Source organism: Nannocystis pusilla, assembly GCF_020073745.1.
Taxonomy (GTDB): domain Bacteria; phylum Myxococcota_A; class Polyangia; order Nannocystales; family Nannocystaceae; genus Nannocystis; species Nannocystis radixulma.
In genome coordinates this window covers 14,826-34,845 of the sequence record NZ_JAIRAU010000042.1, presented here as the reverse complement: position 1 = coordinate 34,845, position 20,020 = coordinate 14,826, and the positions used below count along the sequence as shown (strand labels likewise).

The 20,020-nt window shown below is 71.9% G+C and carries 17 protein-coding genes; 11 read left to right on the top strand and 6 right to left on the bottom strand.

What is annotated here, in order from left to right; genetic code table 11:
• The first annotated feature begins 105 nt into the window (after positions 1 to 105).
• Together K7C98_RS29480 and K7C98_RS29475 are read left to right on the top strand one after the other, a co-directional pair.
• Positions 106 to 2,784: a M16 family metallopeptidase gene (locus K7C98_RS29480; protein WP_224195131.1), complete on the top strand. Its 2,679-nt coding sequence runs from the start codon at positions 106 to 108 to the stop codon at positions 2,782 to 2,784.
• 278 nt (positions 2,785 to 3,062) lie between these two features.
• Entirely contained in the window at positions 3,063 to 4,007 is a 945-nt protein-coding gene (locus tag K7C98_RS29475) for a glycine-rich protein (RefSeq protein ID WP_224195130.1), read from the top strand.
• Positions 4,008 to 4,076: 69 nt separating this feature from the next.
• Here the strand turns inward: K7C98_RS29475 and K7C98_RS29470 are convergent, their stop codons facing one another.
• Together K7C98_RS29470 and K7C98_RS29465 are read right to left on the bottom strand one after the other, a co-directional pair.
• The gene (locus K7C98_RS29470; RefSeq protein ID WP_224195129.1) at positions 4,077 to 5,135 is read right to left on the bottom strand and encodes a hypothetical protein; all 1,059 of its coding nucleotides are present in this window, start codon (positions 5,133 to 5,135) and stop codon (positions 4,077 to 4,079) included.
• A gap of 258 nt (positions 5,136 to 5,393) precedes the next feature.
• Positions 5,394 to 6,608, bottom strand: coding sequence for a hypothetical protein (locus tag K7C98_RS29465; protein ID WP_224195128.1), 1,215 nt, complete (start codon positions 6,606 to 6,608; stop codon positions 5,394 to 5,396).
• A 131-nt stretch (positions 6,609 to 6,739) separates the two neighbouring features.
• Between K7C98_RS29465 and K7C98_RS29460 the strand changes: the two genes are divergently transcribed.
• On the top strand, positions 6,740 to 7,669 hold the full coding sequence (locus K7C98_RS29460; protein ID WP_224195127.1) for a haloalkane dehalogenase: 930 nt from the start codon (positions 6,740 to 6,742) through the stop codon (positions 7,667 to 7,669).
• On the opposite strand, the gene K7C98_RS29455 is transcribed toward K7C98_RS29460, so the two are convergent.
• Positions 7,656 to 8,996, bottom strand: a complete 1,341-nt coding sequence (locus tag K7C98_RS29455; RefSeq protein WP_224195126.1) for a DUF4215 domain-containing protein — start codon at positions 8,994 to 8,996, stop codon at positions 7,656 to 7,658. The two genes, K7C98_RS29460 and K7C98_RS29455, sit on opposite strands and share 14 nt — an antisense overlap.
• Before the next feature lie 423 nt (positions 8,997 to 9,419).
• Here K7C98_RS29455 and K7C98_RS29450 point away from each other — a divergent pair, with 423 nt between their 5' ends.
• A complete protein-coding gene (locus tag K7C98_RS29450; protein ID WP_224195125.1) occupies positions 9,420 to 9,992 on the top strand; it encodes a superoxide dismutase family protein in 573 nt (190 codons plus the stop codon).
• A 93-nt stretch (positions 9,993 to 10,085) separates the two neighbouring features.
• Positions 10,086 to 10,523 (top strand): hypothetical protein, encoded by a 438-nt coding sequence (locus K7C98_RS29445; RefSeq protein ID WP_224195124.1) that lies wholly within the window; start codon positions 10,086 to 10,088, stop codon positions 10,521 to 10,523.
• 103 nt (positions 10,524 to 10,626) lie between these two features.
• Here K7C98_RS29445 and K7C98_RS29440 read toward each other — a convergent pair whose 3' ends face one another.
• A complete protein-coding gene (locus tag K7C98_RS29440) occupies positions 10,627 to 11,103 on the bottom strand; it encodes a hemerythrin domain-containing protein (RefSeq protein WP_224195123.1) in 477 nt (158 codons plus the stop codon).
• Between the two features lie 462 nt (positions 11,104 to 11,565).
• Here K7C98_RS29440 and K7C98_RS29435 point away from each other — a divergent pair, with 462 nt between their 5' ends.
• The 4 genes from K7C98_RS29435 to K7C98_RS29420 all read left to right on the top strand — a co-directional run bounded on the left by K7C98_RS29435 (position 11,566) and on the right by K7C98_RS29420 (position 15,446).
• Positions 11,566 to 12,081, top strand: a complete 516-nt coding sequence (locus K7C98_RS29435; protein ID WP_224195122.1) for a hypothetical protein — start codon at positions 11,566 to 11,568, stop codon at positions 12,079 to 12,081.
• 22 nt (positions 12,082 to 12,103) lie between these two features.
• Positions 12,104 to 12,586, top strand: a complete 483-nt coding sequence (locus K7C98_RS29430) for a DUF421 domain-containing protein (protein WP_224195121.1) — start codon at positions 12,104 to 12,106, stop codon at positions 12,584 to 12,586.
• 389 nt (positions 12,587 to 12,975) lie between these two features.
• Positions 12,976 to 13,362 (top strand): hypothetical protein, encoded by a 387-nt coding sequence (locus tag K7C98_RS29425; protein ID WP_224195120.1) that lies wholly within the window; start codon positions 12,976 to 12,978, stop codon positions 13,360 to 13,362.
• 140 nt (positions 13,363 to 13,502) lie between these two features.
• Complete coding sequence (locus tag K7C98_RS29420; protein WP_224195119.1) at positions 13,503 to 15,446, top strand: membrane dipeptidase; 1,944 nt, start codon at positions 13,503 to 13,505, stop codon at positions 15,444 to 15,446.
• Between the two features lie 19 nt (positions 15,447 to 15,465).
• Here K7C98_RS29420 and K7C98_RS29415 read toward each other — a convergent pair whose 3' ends face one another.
• Positions 15,466 to 16,668, bottom strand: a complete 1,203-nt coding sequence (locus tag K7C98_RS29415; protein ID WP_224195118.1) for a cytochrome P450 — start codon at positions 16,666 to 16,668, stop codon at positions 15,466 to 15,468.
• A complete protein-coding gene (locus K7C98_RS29410; RefSeq protein WP_224195117.1) occupies positions 16,665 to 17,357 on the bottom strand; it encodes a TetR/AcrR family transcriptional regulator in 693 nt (230 codons plus the stop codon). Before K7C98_RS29410 ends, K7C98_RS29415 begins: the two co-directional genes overlap by 4 nt.
• Before the next feature lie 1,018 nt (positions 17,358 to 18,375).
• On the opposite strand from K7C98_RS29410, the gene K7C98_RS29405 reads away from it, so the two are divergent.
• On the top strand, positions 18,376 to 18,864 hold the full coding sequence (locus K7C98_RS29405; protein ID WP_224195116.1) for a hemerythrin domain-containing protein: 489 nt from the start codon (positions 18,376 to 18,378) through the stop codon (positions 18,862 to 18,864).
• A gap of 116 nt (positions 18,865 to 18,980) precedes the next feature.
• Positions 18,981 to 19,601 (top strand): hypothetical protein, encoded by a 621-nt coding sequence (locus K7C98_RS29400; RefSeq protein WP_224195115.1) that lies wholly within the window; start codon positions 18,981 to 18,983, stop codon positions 19,599 to 19,601.
• Positions 19,602 to 20,020: the final 419 nt, after the last annotated feature.

Here is a 20,020-nt window from a genome sequence, read left to right as displayed (position 1 = left end):
CTCGATATGCGAGGACCACTCGAGCGTACGCGGCCGCTGGTGCCACGCCCGCGTCGCGCTCCGCCGCGATGGCGGGCCGCGAGAGAATGCGTCACCATCGGGCCCATGCTTCGCGCGCGCGCGCTCCTCGCCTTGTTCGCCGGGCTGCTCCTCGTCGGCTGCGGCGCGGCCCGGCTGCCGCGGCCGGCGAGGAGCTTCGACGACCGGCCCGAGGGCGTCGTCGTCGACTACGCCAACGGCCTCCGCCTGGTCGTCGCGCCCGACCTCTCCGGCGATCTCGTCCAGGTGCACATGCGCGTGCGGGCCGGCGCGCGCAACGAGGCGAAGCATCAGGCCGGCCTCGCGCACCTCAGCGAGCACATCGTCCTGTGCGCGCTGCCGCTGCCCGACGGCCGGACCGTGTGCGACGCGCTCGCGGAGGAGGCCCTCGCCTACAAGGCGACCACGGACGGCGACATCGTCGACATGTCCGCCACCACCGTCGCCGCGCACCTGCCCACCGTGCTCGGGCTGTTCGCGTTCGTCCTCAGCGGCCGTTGCGAGGTCAGCCCGGAGCAGTTCACGCGCGAGCGCAACGTCGTCATGAGCGAGCTCCAGCAGCGATTGGGCGCCTCGCTCGACGCCTATCAGCAGCTCCTCGAGTCGATCTATCCGCCGGATCACCCCTACGCGCACGCCTTCGGCGGCACCCGGGCCACGCTCTCGCGGCTGACCGCCGCCGACGCCTGCGGCTATCTCCGCGATCGATTCACCCCGGGCAACGCCGCCGTCGTCGTGACCGGCGGCGTCACCCACGACCAGGTCGTGGGGGCCGCCGAAGCTACGCTGCGGCCGCTCGCGCCGCGTCCGACAGCCCCACAAGTCGCCGCGCCGCCGGTCCCGGCTCGCCCGGCCCGACGGACCCTCGCCGGCCTCTCTACCCACAGCGGCACGGCCCTCGTGTTCCCCCTGCCCCCGCACGACAGCGACGACGGCCGGCTCGCCCAGGTCCTCGTCGACATGGTCGAACGTGCCCTCGCCGACGCCGCCCGCGCGCGCTTCGGGGTCCGCGGATTTTCCCTCGAGCAGCTCGGCGGCGCCGACGCGCCCATGCTGGCGCTGTTCGCCACGGTCACGACGCCCGACCAGCGCGCGGCCAGCGAGGACCTGTTGTGGGAGACCCTCGCGGAGGTGCAGAAGGACACCGCCGATCGCAAGCAGGCCGCGGCCCTGCTCCGGCGCCAGCGGATCGACGTCGCCCGCCGTCTCGAGCGCCTCGACGCCCGCGCCGAGCGTTACCTCGAGCTCACACCGAACTCGCGGCGCGGCGTCCTCGCCACCGACCTGCGCCGGCTCGACGCGATCACCCCCGCGGCGCTGGCGGGCGCCGCCAGGGCGCTGTTCGCCCGCGACCGCGCCCAGGTGATCGAGCTCGAGCCGGCCGACCCCGCCGAGGGCCTCGTCTTGCGCGACGTCGTGCGCCTCCCCGAGGACCCGCACGCCGTCGCGGCGAGCCCGGCGATCGCCGCCAAATTGCTGGCCGAGATCCCGGCCGCGAATCGTAGCACCCGGTACACTCTGGCCAATGGCCTGACCGTCATCCTCGCCCCGTCGTCGAGCCCGCTGGTCGACGTCCGCCTGATCGTCGGGGCGGGGTTCGCCGACGCCCCCGCCGAGCAGCCGTACCTCGCGCCCGTCGTCGCCACCATGCTCCTCGCGCCCGAGCCCAGGAGCCCGGCGGACAAGGAGCTGCGGCGGCTCCGCGCCACCGGAGCCACCGTCGATCTGTCCATCGCTCCGGACATGACGATCTTTCACGCGCGCGGTCTGGCCGCCGACACCGATCATTTGCTCCGCGGTATCGGCGGGGTCGTCGTCGGCGGCCGCCTGAGCGCCGAATACCGCAGTTGGGCCGCCGAGGAGGTGTCTCAGGGCATCTCCGCCAGCCTGCGCGCCGAGCCCCAGCGCAAGCAGATCGCGCGCCTCAGCCTGGACCGCTGCGTCGAGCTCGACGCCGTCGACTTCGACGCCCTCGTCATGCCCGACCTCACCGCCCTTCGCCGCAAGCACTACCGCGCCGGCGCTGCCACCTTGATCGTCGCCGGCGGCTTCGACGACGCCGTCGCCCGCGCCCACATCGACGACGTGTTCGGCCGCGCGGTCGAGCCGTGGAGCCTCCCCGTGGCCGCCGAGGATCCCGCGTCCGCCCGTCGCGCGCCCGCCGTGCGCCCCGGCACGCAGCGGATCCAGGGCCAGCGGCCGGAGCAGGTCACCGTGTTCCTCGGCTTCGTGGTCCCGCCCGAGCTGCGGCGCGACCGCGCGACCGTCCTGCTCCTGCGCCAGCTGCTCGAGAACGCCACCGGCGCCGTGCGCGAGCAGCTCGGCGTCAGCTACGGCCTCGGCGTCACGCGCGAGGAGCTGTGCGACGCCGAGCTGCTGGTGCTCCACGGCAACATCGACGCCGGCCACTTCGCCGCGGCCGTGGCCGAGTTGCGCCGCGCCTTCGCCCGCCTGCGCACGCCCGAGGGCGTCGCCGCCGAGCTGCCGGCCGCCCAGCGCCCCGTCGCCGGCCGCCTGCTGGCCGAGGCCGCCGACAGCGCCGTCCTCGCCGATCGCCTCACCTTCCTCGTCCAGCAGAAGCTCCCGCTCGACTACTTCCGCAGCGAGGCCCGCAGGGCCCTCGACATCGATCCCGCGCGGCTCGCCGCGCTGTTCACCGCCTCGCTCTCCCCCGAGCGCCTGTTCGTCGTCTGCCTCGGCCCGGAGGAGAGCACCGGGCCGTGCGACGAGCTGCCCGGCCCGTGACGGCCAGCGCCTGTTCACAATGTGCCCGGTGCAGCAGCAGCGCGTCGTGCCGCAGTCGGCGTCGGCGAATCGCAGTTCCGCGTCGTCGCGCCGGATCCGGAGCCGCGAATCCGCCTGGCCTCGAACTCCGGCTGCGGATGAATTGCTGTGGTTCGCGTCACCGAGTGCATTGCCCGGCGAGAGAGCTCGTGAAGAATGGTCAGCGTACCGGCGATATGTAGGCCAGGGCGATCGATGAGCCCTGGCGCCCCGGTCACGCCTCGGATCGGATCCGCGCTATGTCCATTCCAAACCACGCATTATTGGCAACAACCCTCGCATTCGCTATCCCGTATCTCCAGAACTGCGACCTCGACGACGAAGAGCCTGTCGGCGAGCCCGTCGACGAACCCGTCGGCGAGCCCGTCTGCGGCGACGGCGAGCTCGATCCGGGCGAACGATGTGACGACGGCGCGCTCGATCCCGGCGACGGCTGCGACGCGCTGTGCCGGTTCGAGGCCGTCGAGTTCGCGTACGCCGGAGGCGAGGAGACATTCGTCGTTCCGAACGGCGTCACGAGCTTGCGCCTCGAGGTGTGGGGCGCGGCCGGGGGCACACCGAACAACGATTTCTGCGACCCTGCGGACATCGGCGGCCTGGGCGGTTACGCCGTCGGCGACCTCGAGGTCACCGCCGGTCAGGTGCTCACCGTGCGGGTCGGCGGCGCCGGGGGTGCCGGCGACGCGCCGGGTTACAACGGCGGCGGCGGGAGCTGCCCGACTCTCGGGTTCTGCGCGAGCGGCGGCGGCGCGTCGGACATTCGGACCGGCGGCGACACCTTGAACGACCGGGTGATCGTCGGCGGCGGCGGAGGCGGCGCAGAGTTCTCGTGCGGCGGCCTGGGCGGCGGCGACGGCGGCGGCATGGAAGGTGTCGCCGGGGCCGGCGGTGACGAGGCGACCGCGGACGGCGGCGGTGGCACCCAGAACAGCGGCGGCGACGGCGGCATCTCCGGCACCGGCAGCCCCGGCAGCCCCGGCGGCTTCGGCTTCGGCGGCGACGGCCCCGTCGTCATCGGCAACACCCACGGCGGCGGTGGCGGCGGCGGCTGGTACGGCGGCGGCGGCGGCGGCGACGACGGCCACGGCGGCGGCGGCTCGTCCTACGTCGGCTCCCTGGCCAACGCCTCCACCGAGCCGGGCGTCCGCCCCGGCGACGGGCGGGTCGTCATCACCCCGCTGTGACGGGCATGTTCTCTCGAACATGCATGAAAGAACAGGACCTCTCGGACATGTCCTCGATGCGCCCCGCGGTCACGGACATTCCACCTCGGCGGCCGGGTGCGCCTGCAGGACCGCGTCGAGGGTCGCCTCGATCAGCGCGCTCGCGTCGGCGACCGGCAGGCCGAAGCCGACGTGGATGTGGCCGGCGGCGACGTTGTGGGGCGCCTGCTGGTTGTAGTAGAGGCCGTGGAGGCCGAGGAAGCCGGACAGGAAGTTGCCGCTCGTGCCCTGGTCGACGACCACGCTCGTCAGCCCGAGCGGCTCGGTCGCGGCGGCGATCGCCGGGAGCGGGAGCTGGCTCGGCAGCGTGTTGCCCTGGCGGTAGGTGGTGATCGCGTCCCACGAGCGCGGCTCGATCGTCGCCTGGGTCGGGAAGTGCACCGCCTCGTAATTGTCGGACGCCCAGTCCATCGCCGGATCGCCGGGGTTGCCCATGCCGTGTCCGCCCTCGAGCGCCTCGAGCTCCCAGCCGATATCCCCGCCGCGGCTCGTCGTCACCAGGATCACCGGCTGGTAGGTGTCGACCAGCCGCCAGAAGTCCGCCGAGGTCGCCTGGTAATCGACGCGCAGGTCGTGATCGGGCGAGCCCACGGCCCCATCGTCGCCGATATCGTCGTTCGTCGGATCGCCGTCGGGCGGGAACTCGGGGAAGAACGCATGGACGTCGTACCCGTGGCCCTTCCAGTCGGCGCCGATCCAGCCCTCGGGGTTCTTGGTCGGATCGGTGCTCCACGGCCGCAGCATCTCGTTCGTCGGCGGCCAGTAGCCCATCAGCACCACGTTCTTCGTGCAGCCGGTCGGGCCGGTCGTCGACGTGTCGCCGGTGCTCGTGTCGCCGGTGCTCGTGTCGTCCGTGCTGCCCGTCACCGCCGCCGTGGTGGTGGGCGCCGCGGTCGAGTCGTCGCCGGTCGACGACGTCGTGAGCACGCCGGTCGTCGCGGGGCCGGCCGTGGACGAGCCGGTGTCGTCCTGGGGCGGCTCCGCCGGCGCGCCGCAGCCCGGCAGACAGGCGAGCAGCGCGGCGAGAGCACAGCGTGGAAGGGTGAACCGGACCGACGTCGATCTCCGCGGGTGCGTGGCGTGCAGCATCGTCGGACGATACCCGGAGGTCGGTGACCCTGTCTCGATCGCCAGACGGATTCGCCCCGGCCCCGTCGGTGAGAGCCCCAGGCCGGACCGCGCGTCGCGGGCCGGTCACCGAGCGCCTCACCCCCTCGCCCGATCGCGCGACCGCGCCGACGGCACAGGCCGTGTGACGCGCCGCCCCGACCAGAACGATCAAACATGTCCTTCAACACACAACCAAAAGACCATGTCCCATTCGACATGAATCATCATTCACCCACGTCACAGCGGCCCGAGCGGGCGCACCCCGAGCTCCATCGCCGTCACCTGGTCCGGGCGGAACGGCGCGCGGCGGAGCGACGCGTCGCGCTGGCGCGAGCGGAACAGGTCGACGATGAAGTTCATGCGGTCCGCCAGGGCCGCCCAGTCGTCGGCCGCGCTGCCGGCGGTCGTGTCGGGCGTGCGGTCGACCTCCGCGAGCACCGCGCGCAGCTCGGGGTGTTCGATCTGCATCAGCGGCGGCGGGAACATCCGCCCGTCGCGCGTGGCCGGCACGTCGCGGCCGAGCGCCAGCGGCCCCTCGGGCAGGTCGATCGTCATCATCCAGCGCGTCAGCAGCGAGCGGGCGACGTCGCCGAGGCGCTCGTTGAGGGCCCGGCGCAGCGGCGCCGCGTCGGCCGTCACGGGTGCCACGACCGGGGCATTTCGACCCTCCCTCGCTTGTTCTCCGCCACGCTGGCCGCGTTGCTCGTCGGTTACATATTGCCCGATATGCGCCCTCCTCGCGCCGTGCCAGCCTGTCGGATCCCTGCGCGAGGAAGGGTCGAAATGCCCCGGTCGCGGCACCAGCACCGCGAGCGGGGCCGACAGCGCCGCCGCGATCGTCGGCTGAAGCCGGATCTGCTCGTGGTAGCCGACCAGCGTGTTCGCCAGCAGGATCAGCTCCGCGCGCTCCTTCGCCGCCGACGTGTCGGCCGCCGCCACGTAGGCCGCGAACGCCCGCCGCAGCAGGTCTTGCCCGCCCGCCGCCGTCGCCCCCGCCGCCAATCCAGCGAACGCCGCCGCGGCCGCCGCCCGACGCTGCGCCCGCGGACGGTCCAGCACATCGACGAGCGCGCGGAACAGCGGCGCCAGCTCGGCGAACACCAGCAGGTTGCCGCGGGCGATCCGCTCGCGCACCTCGGCGTCGACGCGGGCCACCATCCGGCCCACCGCCGCCGTGCGGGCCATCAGCGGCCGCAGCACCTCGAGCACCAGCTCGCCGCGGATGAACCGGCCCGCGCTCTTCGACGCCCACGTCCCGTACGCGCACCAGCTCACGTCCTCGCCGCCCAGGCGGCGCGCCAGCGCGACCTCGAGGCGGTGGTAGATGTACGTGATCCACAGGTTGCGCTGGATCGGGTCGGACATCGCACAGGTGTCGGCGATCCGCTGCGCATCGGGCAGCGGCTCGTCCAGCGGTGCGACCCTCGACTGCAGGCAGGCTTGCGAGAGCATGGCGGTACCTCGCGGGGACAGTGCAACTCGCCCGACGATCAATTGCGGCCCTGGATCGGACCTACACCCGATAATTCGCGGTGATCCGTTCGTCGCGAGCGGACCCCGCGCATTCGCGGTACCGTCCGGCCATGCACAGGCTCCGCACCCCCGACGAGCGCTTCGCCGAAGTCCCCGACTTCGCTTATCCGCCGCAGTACGTCGACGTCCCTGCCGGCGACGGCGACGCCGAACCGTTGCGCATGCACTACGTCGACGTCGGTCCGCGCGACGGCGCCGTCGTCCTGCTGCTGCACGGCGAGCCGACCTGGAGCTTCCTGTATCGCCACGCGATCGCGGCCCTCGCCGCCGCGGGCATGCGGGCCGTCGCGCCCGATCTGATCGGCTTCGGCCGCTCCGACAAGCCGGCGGCCGGCGGCGACTACACCTACCAGCGCCACATCGACTGGCTGCGCGCCTTCCTGGCCGCCGCCGGCATCGACGACCTCTCGCTCGTCTGTCAGGACTGGGGCGGCCTGCTCGGCCTGCGCCTGGCCGGAGAGACACCCGCCATGTTCCGCCGGGTCGTCGCCATGAACACCTTCCTGCCCACCGGCGACGAGGCCCTGCCGGAGGCGTTCCACCGCTGGCGCGAGTTCTCGCAGAAGGTCCCCGAGCTGCCGGTCGGCGCCGTCGTGCAGGGCGGTTCGGCCCGGCCGTTCGCGCCCGCCGTCGTCGCCGCCTACGACGCGCCGTTCCCCGACGCCCGCTACAAGGCCGGCGCGCGCGTGTTCCCGACGCTCGTCCCGATCGCCCCCGACGACCCGGCGAGCGCCGCCAATCGACGCGCCTGGGACGGCCTGCGCCGCTACGACCGGCCCTTCCTCACCCTGTTCGGCGCCCGCGACCCGATCACCCAGCCGGCCCAGGCCTTGCTGCAGGCCGCGATCCCCGGCGCGCGCGACCAGCCGCACCGCGTGTTCGAGCGCGCCGGTCATTTCTTGCAGGAGGACCTCGGCGCCGAGCTCGGTCAGGCGCTCGTCGAATTCCTGCGGCCGTGCTCACCGCTCACTCCGCCCTGAAGCGACGCACCCACACGTTGGCCCCCTCGCCGGCCACCTGCGCGTCGCCGGCGAGCACGATGAAGCCGGGCCCGAACGCCGCGGCCGCCCCGTGGTCGTCGAGGCCGACCCCGCGGTTCGCGTTCACGTGCGTCCATCGTCGTTCACCTGCGCCGGACAGGCGAGCGCCGAAGATCTCCGAGTCGCCGTCGTTCGTCGTCACCGCGCCTGCCACGAAGATCGCCTGACCCGCGCCCACGGCCACCCCGCGGCCGTCGTCGAAGCCTGCGACGTGGTCGATCGTCTGCGTCCACAATGCGACGCCCTCGACCGTGATCCGGCGGGTAGCGACGTCGAACCCCTGCCCGTCCACCGGTTCGAGCCGGCCGGCCAGCACCACGTCGCCCGCGTTGCCGATCGCCGCCGCGTCGGACCACGCCCCGCGGTGCCGCGATTCGATGGCCGTCCACGCCACCTCGCCCGAGCGCGTCAATTGCACGATCAGCGGGTGCAGCTCGGTGCCCACCAGCGCCGAGCCGGCCGCGATCATGTGCGGCCCCCACACCGTGATCCCGCCGGCGAACGCCGCCGACGCGTCGGCCTGCGTCGACGTCTTCCACACCGCCGCGCCGGTCGCGAGCTCGTGGCGCCGCACCACCAGACGCGAGTTCGGCCCGTCCTCCGAGCCCGTCGAGTACAGCGCCCCGTCGCTCAGCGCCAGCCCCTCGATGCCGGACAGGCCGGCCGCCGGCGGGGCCTCGCTGAACTTCCACAGGTCCTCGCCCTCGGCCGAAAACCCGCGGATCACCGCCGCCTTCACCCCCGCCGCGATCTCCTCGTACCCGGCCGCGTAGATCTGATTGTCGCCGTCGACCGCCACCTCGACGAACGCGTCCTCGAAGCCGGACGAGTCGATCGTCTTGCGCCACAGCTCGGCGCCGTCGGGCGCGAGCGCCACGATCAGCGCGTCGCGCGACTGCACCACCTCCGCGCCGACCACGAACACGCGGCCGGTGCGGTCGATCGCCACCCCGCTGGCGACGTCGTCCTTGCCGGCCCCGCCGTTGTGCGTGTACGTCCATTCGACCGCCGCGATCGGCATGCACGCCGCGTCGCAGCCGTCGTCGGGCTCGAGGTTGCCGTCGTCACAGACCTCGCCCGGATCGATCACCCCATCCCCGCACGTCGGCGTCGCCCCGGTCGGCGTCAGCGGGCTCGCCTCCGTCACCGACATCGGCCCCTCGCCGGTCGTCCCCATCGACGCCCACGCCTCGCCCCCGAAGGTCCAGCCCGGCGCCGCCGAGTCGTCGCAAGCGATCAGCACCGAGAGACATGTCCAAAGAGACATGCGAGCGAACCTGCGCGCCACGCCCCGAATGTTCGCACATCGCGGCCGTCGGCTCGCGCGAGGTTGCCGTGAGCGGTCTCGGGGCGACTCACGGACAGGTCGAGACGGAACGCGTCATGTCCGGCAATTGTCCCGCCATGCGCCCCGGCTCGTCGCTCCTCGCCGTCCCGGCGGTCGCCCTCGCCGTGCCGGCGGCAGGCGAACGGGCGTGGATCTGGGTCCGCCCGACCCACGACTTCCAGCGCCGGATCGTCGACCGCCGTCTCGAACCCCGACAGCGCGAGGCGCAACCACGCGGCCGGACCCGGAAATACCGACGAATGGGTGCGCACTCGGGCTGAGCCGCGCAGCAGCGTCAGCGTCGCCGCGAGGCGAGCGGCCTGCGGGTTTGCGCCGGGACCGGACTTCGATCAAGTTCCCCCCATGACCCGGTTCGTTTCCACCCTCGCGCTGCTCCTGCCGCTGCTGGGGGCTCCTGCCTGCACACCCGAGGAGGAGCACTCGCCCGACGCTTCGGCCACCCTGACCGCGCTGATGAGCAGCGGTGTCAGCGGCACCGTCGACTTCACCCAGCTGACCGACGGCAAGATCAAGGTCGAGGCCGACATCACCGGCCTGTCCCCCGGCAAGCACGCCATGCACGTGCACCAGTGGGGCGACTGCACCGCGCCTGACGGCAATTCGGCCGGCGGTCACTTCAACCCCGACATGGTCGATCACGGAGCCCCTGGCGCCGGCACCCATCACCCCGGCGACTTCGGCAACCTCGACGCCGACAGCGAGGGCCACGCGCGCCTGTCGCTCACCATGGACCCGGCCCACTTCTCGATCGCCGGCGGCGACTACAGCGTGCTCGGGCGCGCCATCATCGTCCACGAGAAGGCCGACGACTTCGGCCAGCCCACCGGCAACGCCGGCGGCCGCCTCGCCTGCGGCATCATCATGTCCGCCTCGAGCGACACCACGCCGATCCTCAACCCCGACCCTGACGCCTGATCAGAGAACTCGCACGCGACTCGCCACCATCTCCTTCACCAGCCGCTCCATTCCGCCTGGATCGGCCCGCCGGCCGTGATAGATTCGCTTCGAATGGAGGTGATGGTGCGGATGAAATCCATGATGGCGGGTGTCTTGGGTGTTATCGCCTTGCTCCCCGCGGTGGTACGAGCTGCGGAGATCTATGTCCCGATCGTGTGTTCGCCGGTCGGGGTCGACAGCCTCGCGTGCGAGCCGGTGCACCTGAGCGTCACCGAGGTCGATGACGAGAGCTGGCTGATCGAAGTCGACGAGGGCGACACCGTGGTCCTCCAGGTGTCCGACTTCACCCCGCCCGGCTCGTCGACGTATTCGGTCTCGGCCGAGACCGACTATGGGATGACCTCCGCCAATTGGACCAAGTCGGGCGCAACCGCCACGTCCCCCGAAGAAACGCCGGAGATCGAGTTCGACGTCATGTACCTCGCCACCAGCGGCACCGTGGTGCGCCGGGGTGGCGGACACTACCACGTCAAAAACGCCGGGGGCTGAGCGAGCCGCGCGACGAAGGCGACTGAGACCAGGGCGTCGGCCCGGGCGCTCGCGGTACTCGGCCAGCGCGTCGAGCGGCGACGCGCCGCTCGACGCCCTGCTCTCACTCCGCCGCGCCGCGCTGCTCGGCGCGCTGCATGTCGTCGATGAACGCGTCGCGCTCGCGGGCGTAGGCCTCGGCCAGTTCGACCGCCTCGCGGTCGGACAGGATCTGGCGCGCGCGGGGGAACAGCTCGCCCTCTTCCTCGTCGACGTGGTGGCCGACCATATCGGCGAGCACCTTCATCTTCGGCGCCCAGCGCTCGTCGCGGGGCGACAGCGCGTCGAGCTCGGCGATCAAATTGTCGACCTGCTTGTGCTCCTCGAGGCTCTCGAGCACCTGCTCGGCCGTCGCGTCGGCCTTGAGCAGGCGCGGGTACACGATCGCCTCCTCGGCGCGCGCGTGCGGCACCAGCTTGAGCTTGAGCCGCACGAACAGCTGATGCGCGATGAGGCCCTTGGCCTCCTCGAGCCGGTGGAACAGCTCGCCGACCTCCTCGTGTTCGCGCTGCAAGACGTCGTAGATCTGTGGCTTGGACACGGCACCTTCTCCTTGGATCGTCGGGGGCCCACCGCTCGCGCCGCGACGGGCGCCGGCAATGGCATGACCGCGACGCATTCGCGGGCCTTCGTCGGCGGGCCTTCGCAAGGACCTGTTGTGCGGAATTGCGAGCGGGGCAAGCCGATTTCCCGCGACCGCTCGCGCCACGACCGCGACGCCGCGCGCACCGCCTCCTCCTGCCGGAAAGCGTGGTACCGCATTTTGCTTCGCCCCTCTCCTCGCCTCCGTCCGTCCGCCTGCCGCGTCAGCCGCGCCTGACCCCAGGCGTTGGATCCGCCCGTCGAGGCCGCTGAGGCCCATTTCCGGCCCGAAGCGCGAGTTCGCGCCCTGCGCCGTTTCGCCTGCGCCGGAGCGTCGGTGCCGACAATCGCCGCAGCGACGGGCAAGCGACCGCTCCCTGGCCCCATCCGTCATTCCGGACACCAGAGCCGGTAGACCGCCATGCCCAGCGAACACGACCACGAGCCCCCGACCGCCCCCGAGATCGAGCGACGGCTGCAATTTCACCGCCTGCAAATGATCGGTGTGCCGCTGCTGCTGGTCGCGCCGGTGCTCGCGCTGGCGGGCCGGCTCGGCGACGCCCGCGAGCGGGTCGAGATCGTCGAGCGCGGCGTCGGCCTCGCCGTCGAATTCCCCGTGCGCGATCACTTCGAGGATTGGAGCCGGATCGAGGTCACCGTCGCCAACGACACCGGCGCCCCCTTGTCCGGCGTGCGGGCGGAGTTCGCCCGCGGCCTGTTCGACTTCCTCTCGCGGCCGGTCTTCCACCCCGGCCTCGAGCGCATCGACGACGACGCCTACGTCGTCGGTCTCGGCGACATCGCCGCGGGCGAGGCGCACAGCGTCGTCGTCGATTACCTGCCGAACAGCTACGGGCGCCTGGCCGGGGTCGTCCGGCTGCGCGCCGGCGCCTTCGAGCTCGCCGAGATCCCGATCAGCCTGGTCGTCCTGCCCTGAGTCGCAAGCACAAGGAGGCCGCTTGGACACCGTCATCCGCGTCGTCGTCGTCTACCTGCTCGTCATGGCCTGCATGCGCATGATGGGCAAACGCGAGTTCGGTCAGCTCTCTCCGGCCGAGCTCGTCACGCTCCTCATCATCCCCGAGATCGTCTCGCCCGCGCTCGTGCGCGACGACCCCTCGCTGACCAACGCGCTCGTCGGCGCCACCACCCTGTTCTCCCTGGTGTTCCTCGTCTCCCTGGCGATGCACCACATCAAGCCGCTCGAGCGGGCCATCTCGGGCGAGCCGACTTTGCTGGTGCGCCGCGGCCGGTTCCTGGTCGGCAACATGAACCGCGAGCGCATCTCGCCCGACGAGATCTACAGCGAGATGCACAAGGTCGGCCTGCACCGGATCGACCAGGTCCAGTGGGTCGTGCTCGAGCCCGACGGCAAGCTCGCCGTGATCCCCCGCCCCGATCACGCCGAGCTCCCGCGCGCCGAGTCGCCGCTGGACGAGTGAGCCCTCATGTTCGCCATGCTCGCCCTTTGCCTCGCCGTCCTCGCGCTCGCCGACGACGATCCGCGGCGCGTCGATCCCGATCGACCGGCGATCGCCAACACCACCTCGATCGTCGCCAGAGGCGCCGTTCAGGTCGAGGTCGGCGTCGACGGCCAGGTGTACGGCCGCGCGCGCGACGACGAGTTCCGGGTCGCGGTGCCGATGATCATCCGCATCGGCCTGCACGAGCGGGTCGAGCTGCGGATCTTCGACGGCGATCCCTACCGATGGTTCCGCGGACAAACCGCCGCGCGCCAGCAGAGCGAGATCTCGCTCGGCGCCAAGATCAAGCTGCTCGAGCGCGGTGACAGACGCGCACCTCGCTCGGCCTGCAGGCCCAGCTGCTCCCGGTGTCACCATTCGGCCCCGCCACCTTCTGGGCCCCGCTGCCCGGCCTCGTGCTGCTCCTCGGCGTCGCGCCCGGCAATTGGAACCTCAGCATCAACGCCGGCATGAAGCTCGGGCCCGCCGAGACCGGCCGCTGCTGCGCTGCCAGCAATCTGTTCGCCACCTCCCTCTCGCGCAGCTTCGCCGATCGGCGCGTGAGCGTGTGGGGCGAGGTCTACGCCCGCCTCGACGTCCCGCACGTCGAGCTCGGCGAGCTCGCCGGCGACGCCGGCACGATCGTCAACATCACCCGCCGCGTCGCCGTCGACCTCGGCCTCCTCGTCGGCCGCGCGCGCAGGACCCTCGTCATCGCCGTGCTCGCCGGCCTGTCGGTGCGCTTCGGCGGATGAAGCCGCCGTCATGCTCGGTCAGGCCCCGACGCTCGCGCCTGCATGCAGACGACGTGCGAGCGCCGCGCTCGCGACCACACCATAAACGGCCGCTGCGCTTGACCGGCGCCAGTGCGCTCGCTAGCGTGCCCGGACCTGTGATGCGGGGTCCTGTCTTCACCATCTCGCCCATCCTCGTCCTCCTCCTCGCCTGCAACGGCGGCCAGGGCCAGACCATGGACAGCGGCACCTCGACCGGCAGCAGCACCGGCGACACCAGCACCGCGGGGCCGCCGACCACCGGCGACACCACCACAGGCGGTCCCGAGCTGCCGCCGCTGCAGGGCATCGCCGACCTCCACCTGCACATGTTCGCCGAGGAGGCCTTCGGCGGCGGGTGGTTCCACGGCAGCCACGCCGGCGCCGGCGACGTCGCGCTCGCCCCGTGCGACGGCGGCGAGCCTGGCGATCACGGGCGGCTCCGGGACGACCTCGGGCCGCTGCTCGGCAGCTGCGAGGGCATGACGATCGAGGAGCTGGCCCAGCTCGTCCCGCTCGTCTCGGTCATCGCCGCGCCCGGCGGCGGCGGCGTCGTCAGCGAGTACGTCAGCCAGATCCCCGGCTCGCTCGGCGACACCGGCGAGCACAAGGATCGCGCGGCCGGCTGGCCCGGCTTCGAGGGCTGGCCGCGCTGGGACGTCATCGCCCACCAGCAGGTCTGGGAGGAGCAGCTGCACGACGCGTACATGGCCGGCCTGCGGCTCGAGGTGATGTCGGCCGACTCGTTCGACTGGCTGTGCCGCGCGATCGCCGAGGAGAACGTCGAGCGGCCGCAGTGCGACGAGATGGAGGACATCAAGCTCCAGCTCGAGCTGGCCCACGAGTTCGTCAAGACCCACGACTGGGCCGAGATCGCCCTGACCGCCGCCGACGCGCGCCGGATCGTCGAGGAGGATCGGCTGGCGATCGTCCTCAGCGTCGAGACCTCGCACCTCATGAAGGACGGCGACTGGAAGCCGCAGCTCGACGAGCTCTACGCCCTCGGCGTGCGCACCCTCCAGCCCGTCCACCAGCTCGACAACCGCTTCGGCGGCGCCGCCCCGCACAACAACATCTTCCACATCGCCCAGTACGCCGAGAACTGTCACATCGACATGGACTGCGGGATCACCCAGGGCCCCGTCACTCTCGGCTTCGACGTCGACGCCAATTGTCGCAACACCCTCGGCCTCACCGCCGAGGGCGAGGAGCTCGTCGGTGCGATGATGGACCTCGGCATGCTCGTCGACGCCGCGCACCTGTCGGAGAAGGGCGTCCGCCACCTCCACGAGCTCTCGGTCGCGCGCGACTACTACCCGTTCTACATCTCGCACGGGCACTTCCGCGAGATGTTGCCCGCCGCCAAGGCGCGCGAGGAGAAGACCACGCCTGCGTGGATCATCGAGATGCTGCGCGAGACCGGCGGCATGTTCGGGCTCCGCACCGGCCACGAGGAGGTCAACACCTACGAGCAGTCGGCGGTCGCCAACACCTGCCACGGCTCGAGCCGGTCGTTCGCGCAGTCCTACGACTTCGCCCGCCTCGGCCTCAAGATCGCCGTCGGCCTCGGCTCCGACCTCAACGGCTTCATCCAGCAGGTCCGCCCGCGCTTCGGCCCCGACGCCTGCTCCGCCTCCTTCCCCACCGAGGGCGCCTGCCAGCGCCGTGACGAGCTCGCCGGCGACGCCTCGCCGCTCGGCACCGCCTACGACGACGCCGGCTTCGGCCACATCGGCCTCCTGCCCGACCTGCTCGCCGACCTCGACCTGCTCGGCAGCGACACCGAGCCGCTGCGCAACTCCGCCGACGCCTTCGTGCGCATGTGGGAGCGCGCCGCCGCCCCTCGCTCCGGCCCCGCCGACCCAGTCGACGACCTCGACGTCCAGGGCGTCGTCGAATTGCCGGCGCACCCCGCCCGCGAGGCCGAGTTCCCCAGCGAATGCGACGAGTCCTATTGCGAGGCCTCGCTCGCCGCCGGCGAGGCCTGCCGCTTCGATGGCGAGTGCATCAGCGGCACCTGCGCCGACGCCGGCGAATGCGGCACGCCGCGAGGCACCTGCGCCTGAGCGCCGGTCGCCGCGCCGCTCACGACGCGAGCAGCAGCGGCAGCTTGCGCACCCCCGTCATGTTCGGGCTCGGGATGAACTCCGGACCTGCCGGGTCGACGCGCAGGTCGGGGAAGCGGTCGAGCAGGATCCCGAGCGCCACGCGGCCTTCGAGGCGGGCCAGCGGCGCGCCGAGGCAGAAGTGGATCCCGCGGCCGAACGCGACGTGCGGGTTCGGATCGCGGCTCGCGTCGTATTCGTCGGGGCGGGCGAACTGCCGCTCGTCGCGGTTGGCCGCCGCGATCCACACCATCAGCAGCTTGTCCGCCGGGATCCGCACCCCGCCGAGCGCGGTCTCGACCGTGGTCGCCCGGCCGACCGCCGCGAACGGGCTGAGGAAGCGCAGCGACTCCTCGATCGCCCCTGCCAGCCGCCGGCGGTCGGCGCGGACGCGGGCCATCTGTTCGGGGTGGGCGTCGAGGCACAGCACCGTGTTGCCGAGCAGCATCGTCGTCGTGATGTGACCGGCGATCAGCAGCACGGTGGCGAAGTTGACCACCTCGTTGGTGGTGAGGCGCTCGCCGTCGACCTCCGCCTGGACCAGCTTCGTCAGCAGGTCTTCACGCGGCCGCTGCACGCGCTCGGTCGCGTGGGCCGCCAGGTACTCGGTGAGCTGCCGCCGCTGCTCGAACACGATCTCGAGCGCCCGATCTTGCTCCGCGCTCTGCTTCACCAGCGAGAACTGGCCGGAGAACTCCAGCATCTTGTCGACCCATTGCTTGAACAGGTCGCGGTCGCTGCTCGGCACCCCGAGCAGCTCGGCGATCACGATCACCGGCAGCGGGTACGCCAGATCGGCCACCAGCTCGAGGTGTCCGCGCTGCGCCGCCGCGTCGAGCAGCTCGTGCGTCAGCGCGGCGATCCGCGGCTCGAGGTCGGCCACGACCTTCGGCGTGAACGCCTCGCTGACGAGCCGGCGCAGCTTCTTGTGGTCCGGCTCGTCCATCTGGACCAGGTTGCCCTCGCGCATCGCCTTGTTCCCGCGCATCACGCTGTCGGGCAGCACCCGCAGCGTGTCGGACGAGAACGTGCCCGGCTCGCCGAGGACCCGCACCGTCTCCGGGTAGCCGTACACGTTCCACATGCCGGTCTCCGGATCGAAGCGCACGGGCTCCTCCGGCCGTTGCCCGCGCAGCCAGAATTGCTGCGGGTTGATGCCCCACGTATCAGCGACATTCGTCATGATGGCCCTCCTTCGTAGATCCACGCGCGACAGGTCGAGACCACGCTCTCGAGCAGCGTCGCGAACTCCCTCGCCGCCTCGGCGACGACCGTCGGGTCCGGCACGCCCCCCGGCTCGAACGCGTGCCGGATGACGTGCGCGATCGCGTCGGCCTTGACCTCCGCGGCGAAATTGGCGGCCTCGTGGTCGAGGCTCTCGAGCAGGTAGAAGCCGAGCATCGCCGCCCGCATCGTGTACTGGACGTGCGGCACGTCGCCGCGCAGCAGCCCGCGCGCGATCATCATCCGCGAGTAGTGCTCGCCGGATCGCTCCTTCATCTGGCGTATCGGCCCCTTGCCCAGCTTCCCGAGCAGCTCATTGTCGCCGGTCAGCAGCGCGAACATCACCGGCCGCCGCACCGCCGCGAGGAACGACGAGCGCATGAATCGGTGCGGCAATACCTCGGCCGGATCGGCGCGCACCAGCCCCAGCAGCTCCTCGGTCACTTCGACCGACGTCCGCATCACGAGCGCCGTGAACAGCTGCTCCTTGCTGCGCCAGTGCAGGTACACCGTGCCCTTGCCGACATCGGCTTGCTTCGCGACGTCCTCGATCGTCACTTTCCGGTAGCCGAGCCGCAGGAGCAGCACTCCCGCGGCGTCGAGGATGCGATCTGCGCGATTGGCGCTGTCCCGCGGGCGATCGAACACGTCCGGCACTCTCCTTGACCTCGTGACCAGATTTTAAATCCGGTCACGCGGTCAAACCACCATGGCACCCCGTCTACCGGCCCGCAAGGACAATTTTCGCACCGGCCGGCGGGCCGCCTCTTTCGGACAATGCGCGACTTCGCGCCAGGTCATTCCCTGATCGCGCTCGCATTCGCGCCGCTCCGAGGACGGTCGGCACGAACCAGACCTGTCCTCTCGACCAGCTCCTCCGCCGACCTCTCGCCCCTGACCGCAGTACCCGACCGCGCCGCTCGGCGGTCCGCCGCGCCGACGCCAGCGCTCGGTCGCATTCGTCACAGTCCCGGGCAACTCCGGCGATACCTCTCCAGCCTCGCGCCCCCGTGAATCACGCCCGCCGCCCGCGCGCTCGACGTTCACGATTCACCACCGCCTCGCCACCACGATTCAGCCCGCTTCCATGCCCTCGACGTTCACGATTCACCACAGCCTCGCCGCCACGATTCAGCCCGCTTCCACGCACTCGACGTTCACGATTCACCACAGCCTCGCTCCACCGACAATCCCGTCCGCTCGGGCGCTCCCGCGTTCACCGAACCATCACCATTCGCCGCCGCGACCTCTCCTCCGCGCGCTCGACCGCCGCCATCACTGCGGCCGGGCATGCTCGACGAACGGCCGCCAAGCCCGCCGCAGCCCCGCGAGAGCCTCGCGGCGCCTTCGCCGACGCTCGCCGCACCTTGCGCACCGCTCCCGCGCCCTCCACGCCGACTCGCCGGGCCCGCTCCCCACGCGGCGGCCTCTTCCGCAGCCCGACCGTGCGAGCGAAGGTCCGGGCCCGTGCTCCTCGGGGGCATCCTGCACACCGCGTGCGTTCCCCCCGCCCCACCTTGCCGGCGCCGTGCTCCCGCCCACCTTCCGTGACAGGCCGCGCGACGCCTCGCCGGAGTCGACCGGGGAAGACCCGGACGCCGGCACTCGTCGCGGCCTCCACCATCCCATCATTCGGGGCACCGCACGGCCCACCAGGAATGCACGCATGGCATCCATCTTCGACCACCTCCGAGACGAGCACCAGCGCCTGCGGGAATCGCTGCTCCGCCTCGGCGACCACGCCGGCCGCGAGCCCCACGAGCAGCACGAGCAATTGTGCGGCCTCCTGTGCCAGTACACCGCCTACGCCCGCGCCGAGGAGCGCGCCTTCTACAGCTACATGATCCACCTCAAGGAGGTGCAGCAGCCGGCCCTCCAGGCGCTCGCGGAGCACGAACGGCTCGACGCCCTGCTGCGCCAGGCCGAGCGCATGCCCCTCGGCGACGCCCGCTGGCGCTCCACCATCACCTTCCTGTGTGAGCGCATGATCCAGCACCTGCGCGAAGAGGAGAACGGCCTGCTCGCGCGGGCTCGCAGCGCCCTCAGCGAGCGCGAGGCGGACGGCCTCGGCGCCCACTTCCAGGCCGAGCGCGCCCGCGTCCACCGCGACCTCACCCGCCTCGACGCGCCGGCCCCGGAGCACCCCGCGACCTGAGCCGCGCGACCGTCCTGCGCCGCCGCCGACGCTCGCGCCGGCGAGGGTCCCGGCGGTCTCGACGAATATCACCCGGCACGGTTGCCGCCGGCGCGAACTCGGCCATGACGTCCCGCGTGCAACACGACCCGACCGCAGAAACGTCGCCCTCTCACGATCACGAGCTCGATCACGCCTGGCTCGCCAACCTCGTCCGCGAGCTGTTCCAGACCGAGCAATCGGCGCGCCGTCACCCTCGCATCGAGATCCAGCGACTCGGCGACGTCCCGCCGGCGCAGGTCCTGCGAGCCGTCGCCGCCCACGCCGACGAGGCGCTCGTCGCCCTCCCCGTCGTCGTGACCGAGGAGCAGCTGCCCGTCAGCCTCGGCGGCCGCACCGTCGGCGCCGCCTTCTCCACGCTCCGCAACCAAATCGTCGACCTCTTCCTCACCGCCGAGCGCTCGTACCGCGCCACCCTCCTCGGCATGCGCCACGGCGTCGACCTCGTCGTCCTGCTCGAGCAGGTCGCCCGCCGCGACCGCGCCGACGCCCTCGCCGACTGGTGCGCCGACTGGCTCGCCCGCCGCCGCCCCCTCCTCGCCGACGCCGAGCAGGCCCTCACATGGTTCGCCCACAACCCCGAGTGCGCCCTCGCGGCCTCCGAGCGCCGCCCCTTCGCCCGCGCCTTCCATGCGCTCGCCGTCGGCTTCGAGCGCCTCGCCGACCGCCGCCGCCGCACCACGCCTCGCCCCGCCTGACCCACGGCCCACACGACGCCTCGCGGCCGAACCGATCCTCTGCCTGGGGCATCGCCGACATTCGGAGTGCCCCAGGCACAGCAGATCTGGCACCGGTATCCACGACACTCCGTCCCTTGAGACAGGTTGTGCGCGAGCAAGCATTTCGCTCCCCCGGTCCCTGCCGCTGCCACCACACAGCGTCATCCCCATGCTCCACATGTTGAAGCGGTAGTCGCCGGCAAGCCGGAGTTCAGCCGCTCACGATCGACGACGGGCTCGAGCATCACCCATCCGGCGACGAGCGGGGCCACCACACTCTCCGCTGGCGGCCCGGGGACGGCGCAGCGGGGAGCAGCGGGGGGCTCTGCACCTGGCGGGCAGATGCCGGGCCACCATTCGCACGAGCGCCACCCTCCTTCGGCGTCGAGCACCTGGTG

Excerpts from the sequence above, each read along its gene's own strand:
- K7C98_RS29480 (WP_224195131.1), top strand. The coding sequence starts at position 106 with ATGCTTCGCGCGCGCGCGCTCCTCGCCTTGTTCGCCGGGCTGCTCCTC.
- K7C98_RS29445 (WP_224195124.1), top strand. The coding sequence starts at position 10,086 with ATGGAGGTGATGGTGCGGATGAAATCCATGATGGCGGGTGTCTTGGGT.
- K7C98_RS29470 (WP_224195129.1), bottom strand. The coding sequence starts at position 5,135 with ATGCTGCACGCCACGCACCCGCGGAGATCGACGTCGGTCCGGTTCACC.
- K7C98_RS29415 (WP_224195118.1), bottom strand. The coding sequence starts at position 16,668 with ATGACGAATGTCGCTGATACGTGGGGCATCAACCCGCAGCAATTCTGG.
- K7C98_RS29420 (WP_224195119.1), top strand. The coding sequence starts at position 13,503 with ATGCGGGGTCCTGTCTTCACCATCTCGCCCATCCTCGTCCTCCTCCTC.
- K7C98_RS29455 (WP_224195126.1), bottom strand. The coding sequence starts at position 8,996 with ATGTCTCTTTGGACATGTCTCTCGGTGCTGATCGCTTGCGACGACTCG.
- K7C98_RS29450 (WP_224195125.1), top strand. The coding sequence starts at position 9,420 with ATGACCCGGTTCGTTTCCACCCTCGCGCTGCTCCTGCCGCTGCTGGGG.
- K7C98_RS29475 (WP_224195130.1), top strand. The coding sequence starts at position 3,063 with ATGTCCATTCCAAACCACGCATTATTGGCAACAACCCTCGCATTCGCT.
- K7C98_RS29405 (WP_224195116.1), top strand. The coding sequence starts at position 18,376 with ATGGCATCCATCTTCGACCACCTCCGAGACGAGCACCAGCGCCTGCGG.
- K7C98_RS29465 (WP_224195128.1), bottom strand. The coding sequence starts at position 6,608 with ATGCTCTCGCAAGCCTGCCTGCAGTCGAGGGTCGCACCGCTGGACGAG.
- K7C98_RS29460 (WP_224195127.1), top strand. The coding sequence starts at position 6,740 with ATGCACAGGCTCCGCACCCCCGACGAGCGCTTCGCCGAAGTCCCCGAC.
- K7C98_RS29435 (WP_224195122.1), top strand. The coding sequence starts at position 11,566 with ATGCCCAGCGAACACGACCACGAGCCCCCGACCGCCCCCGAGATCGAG.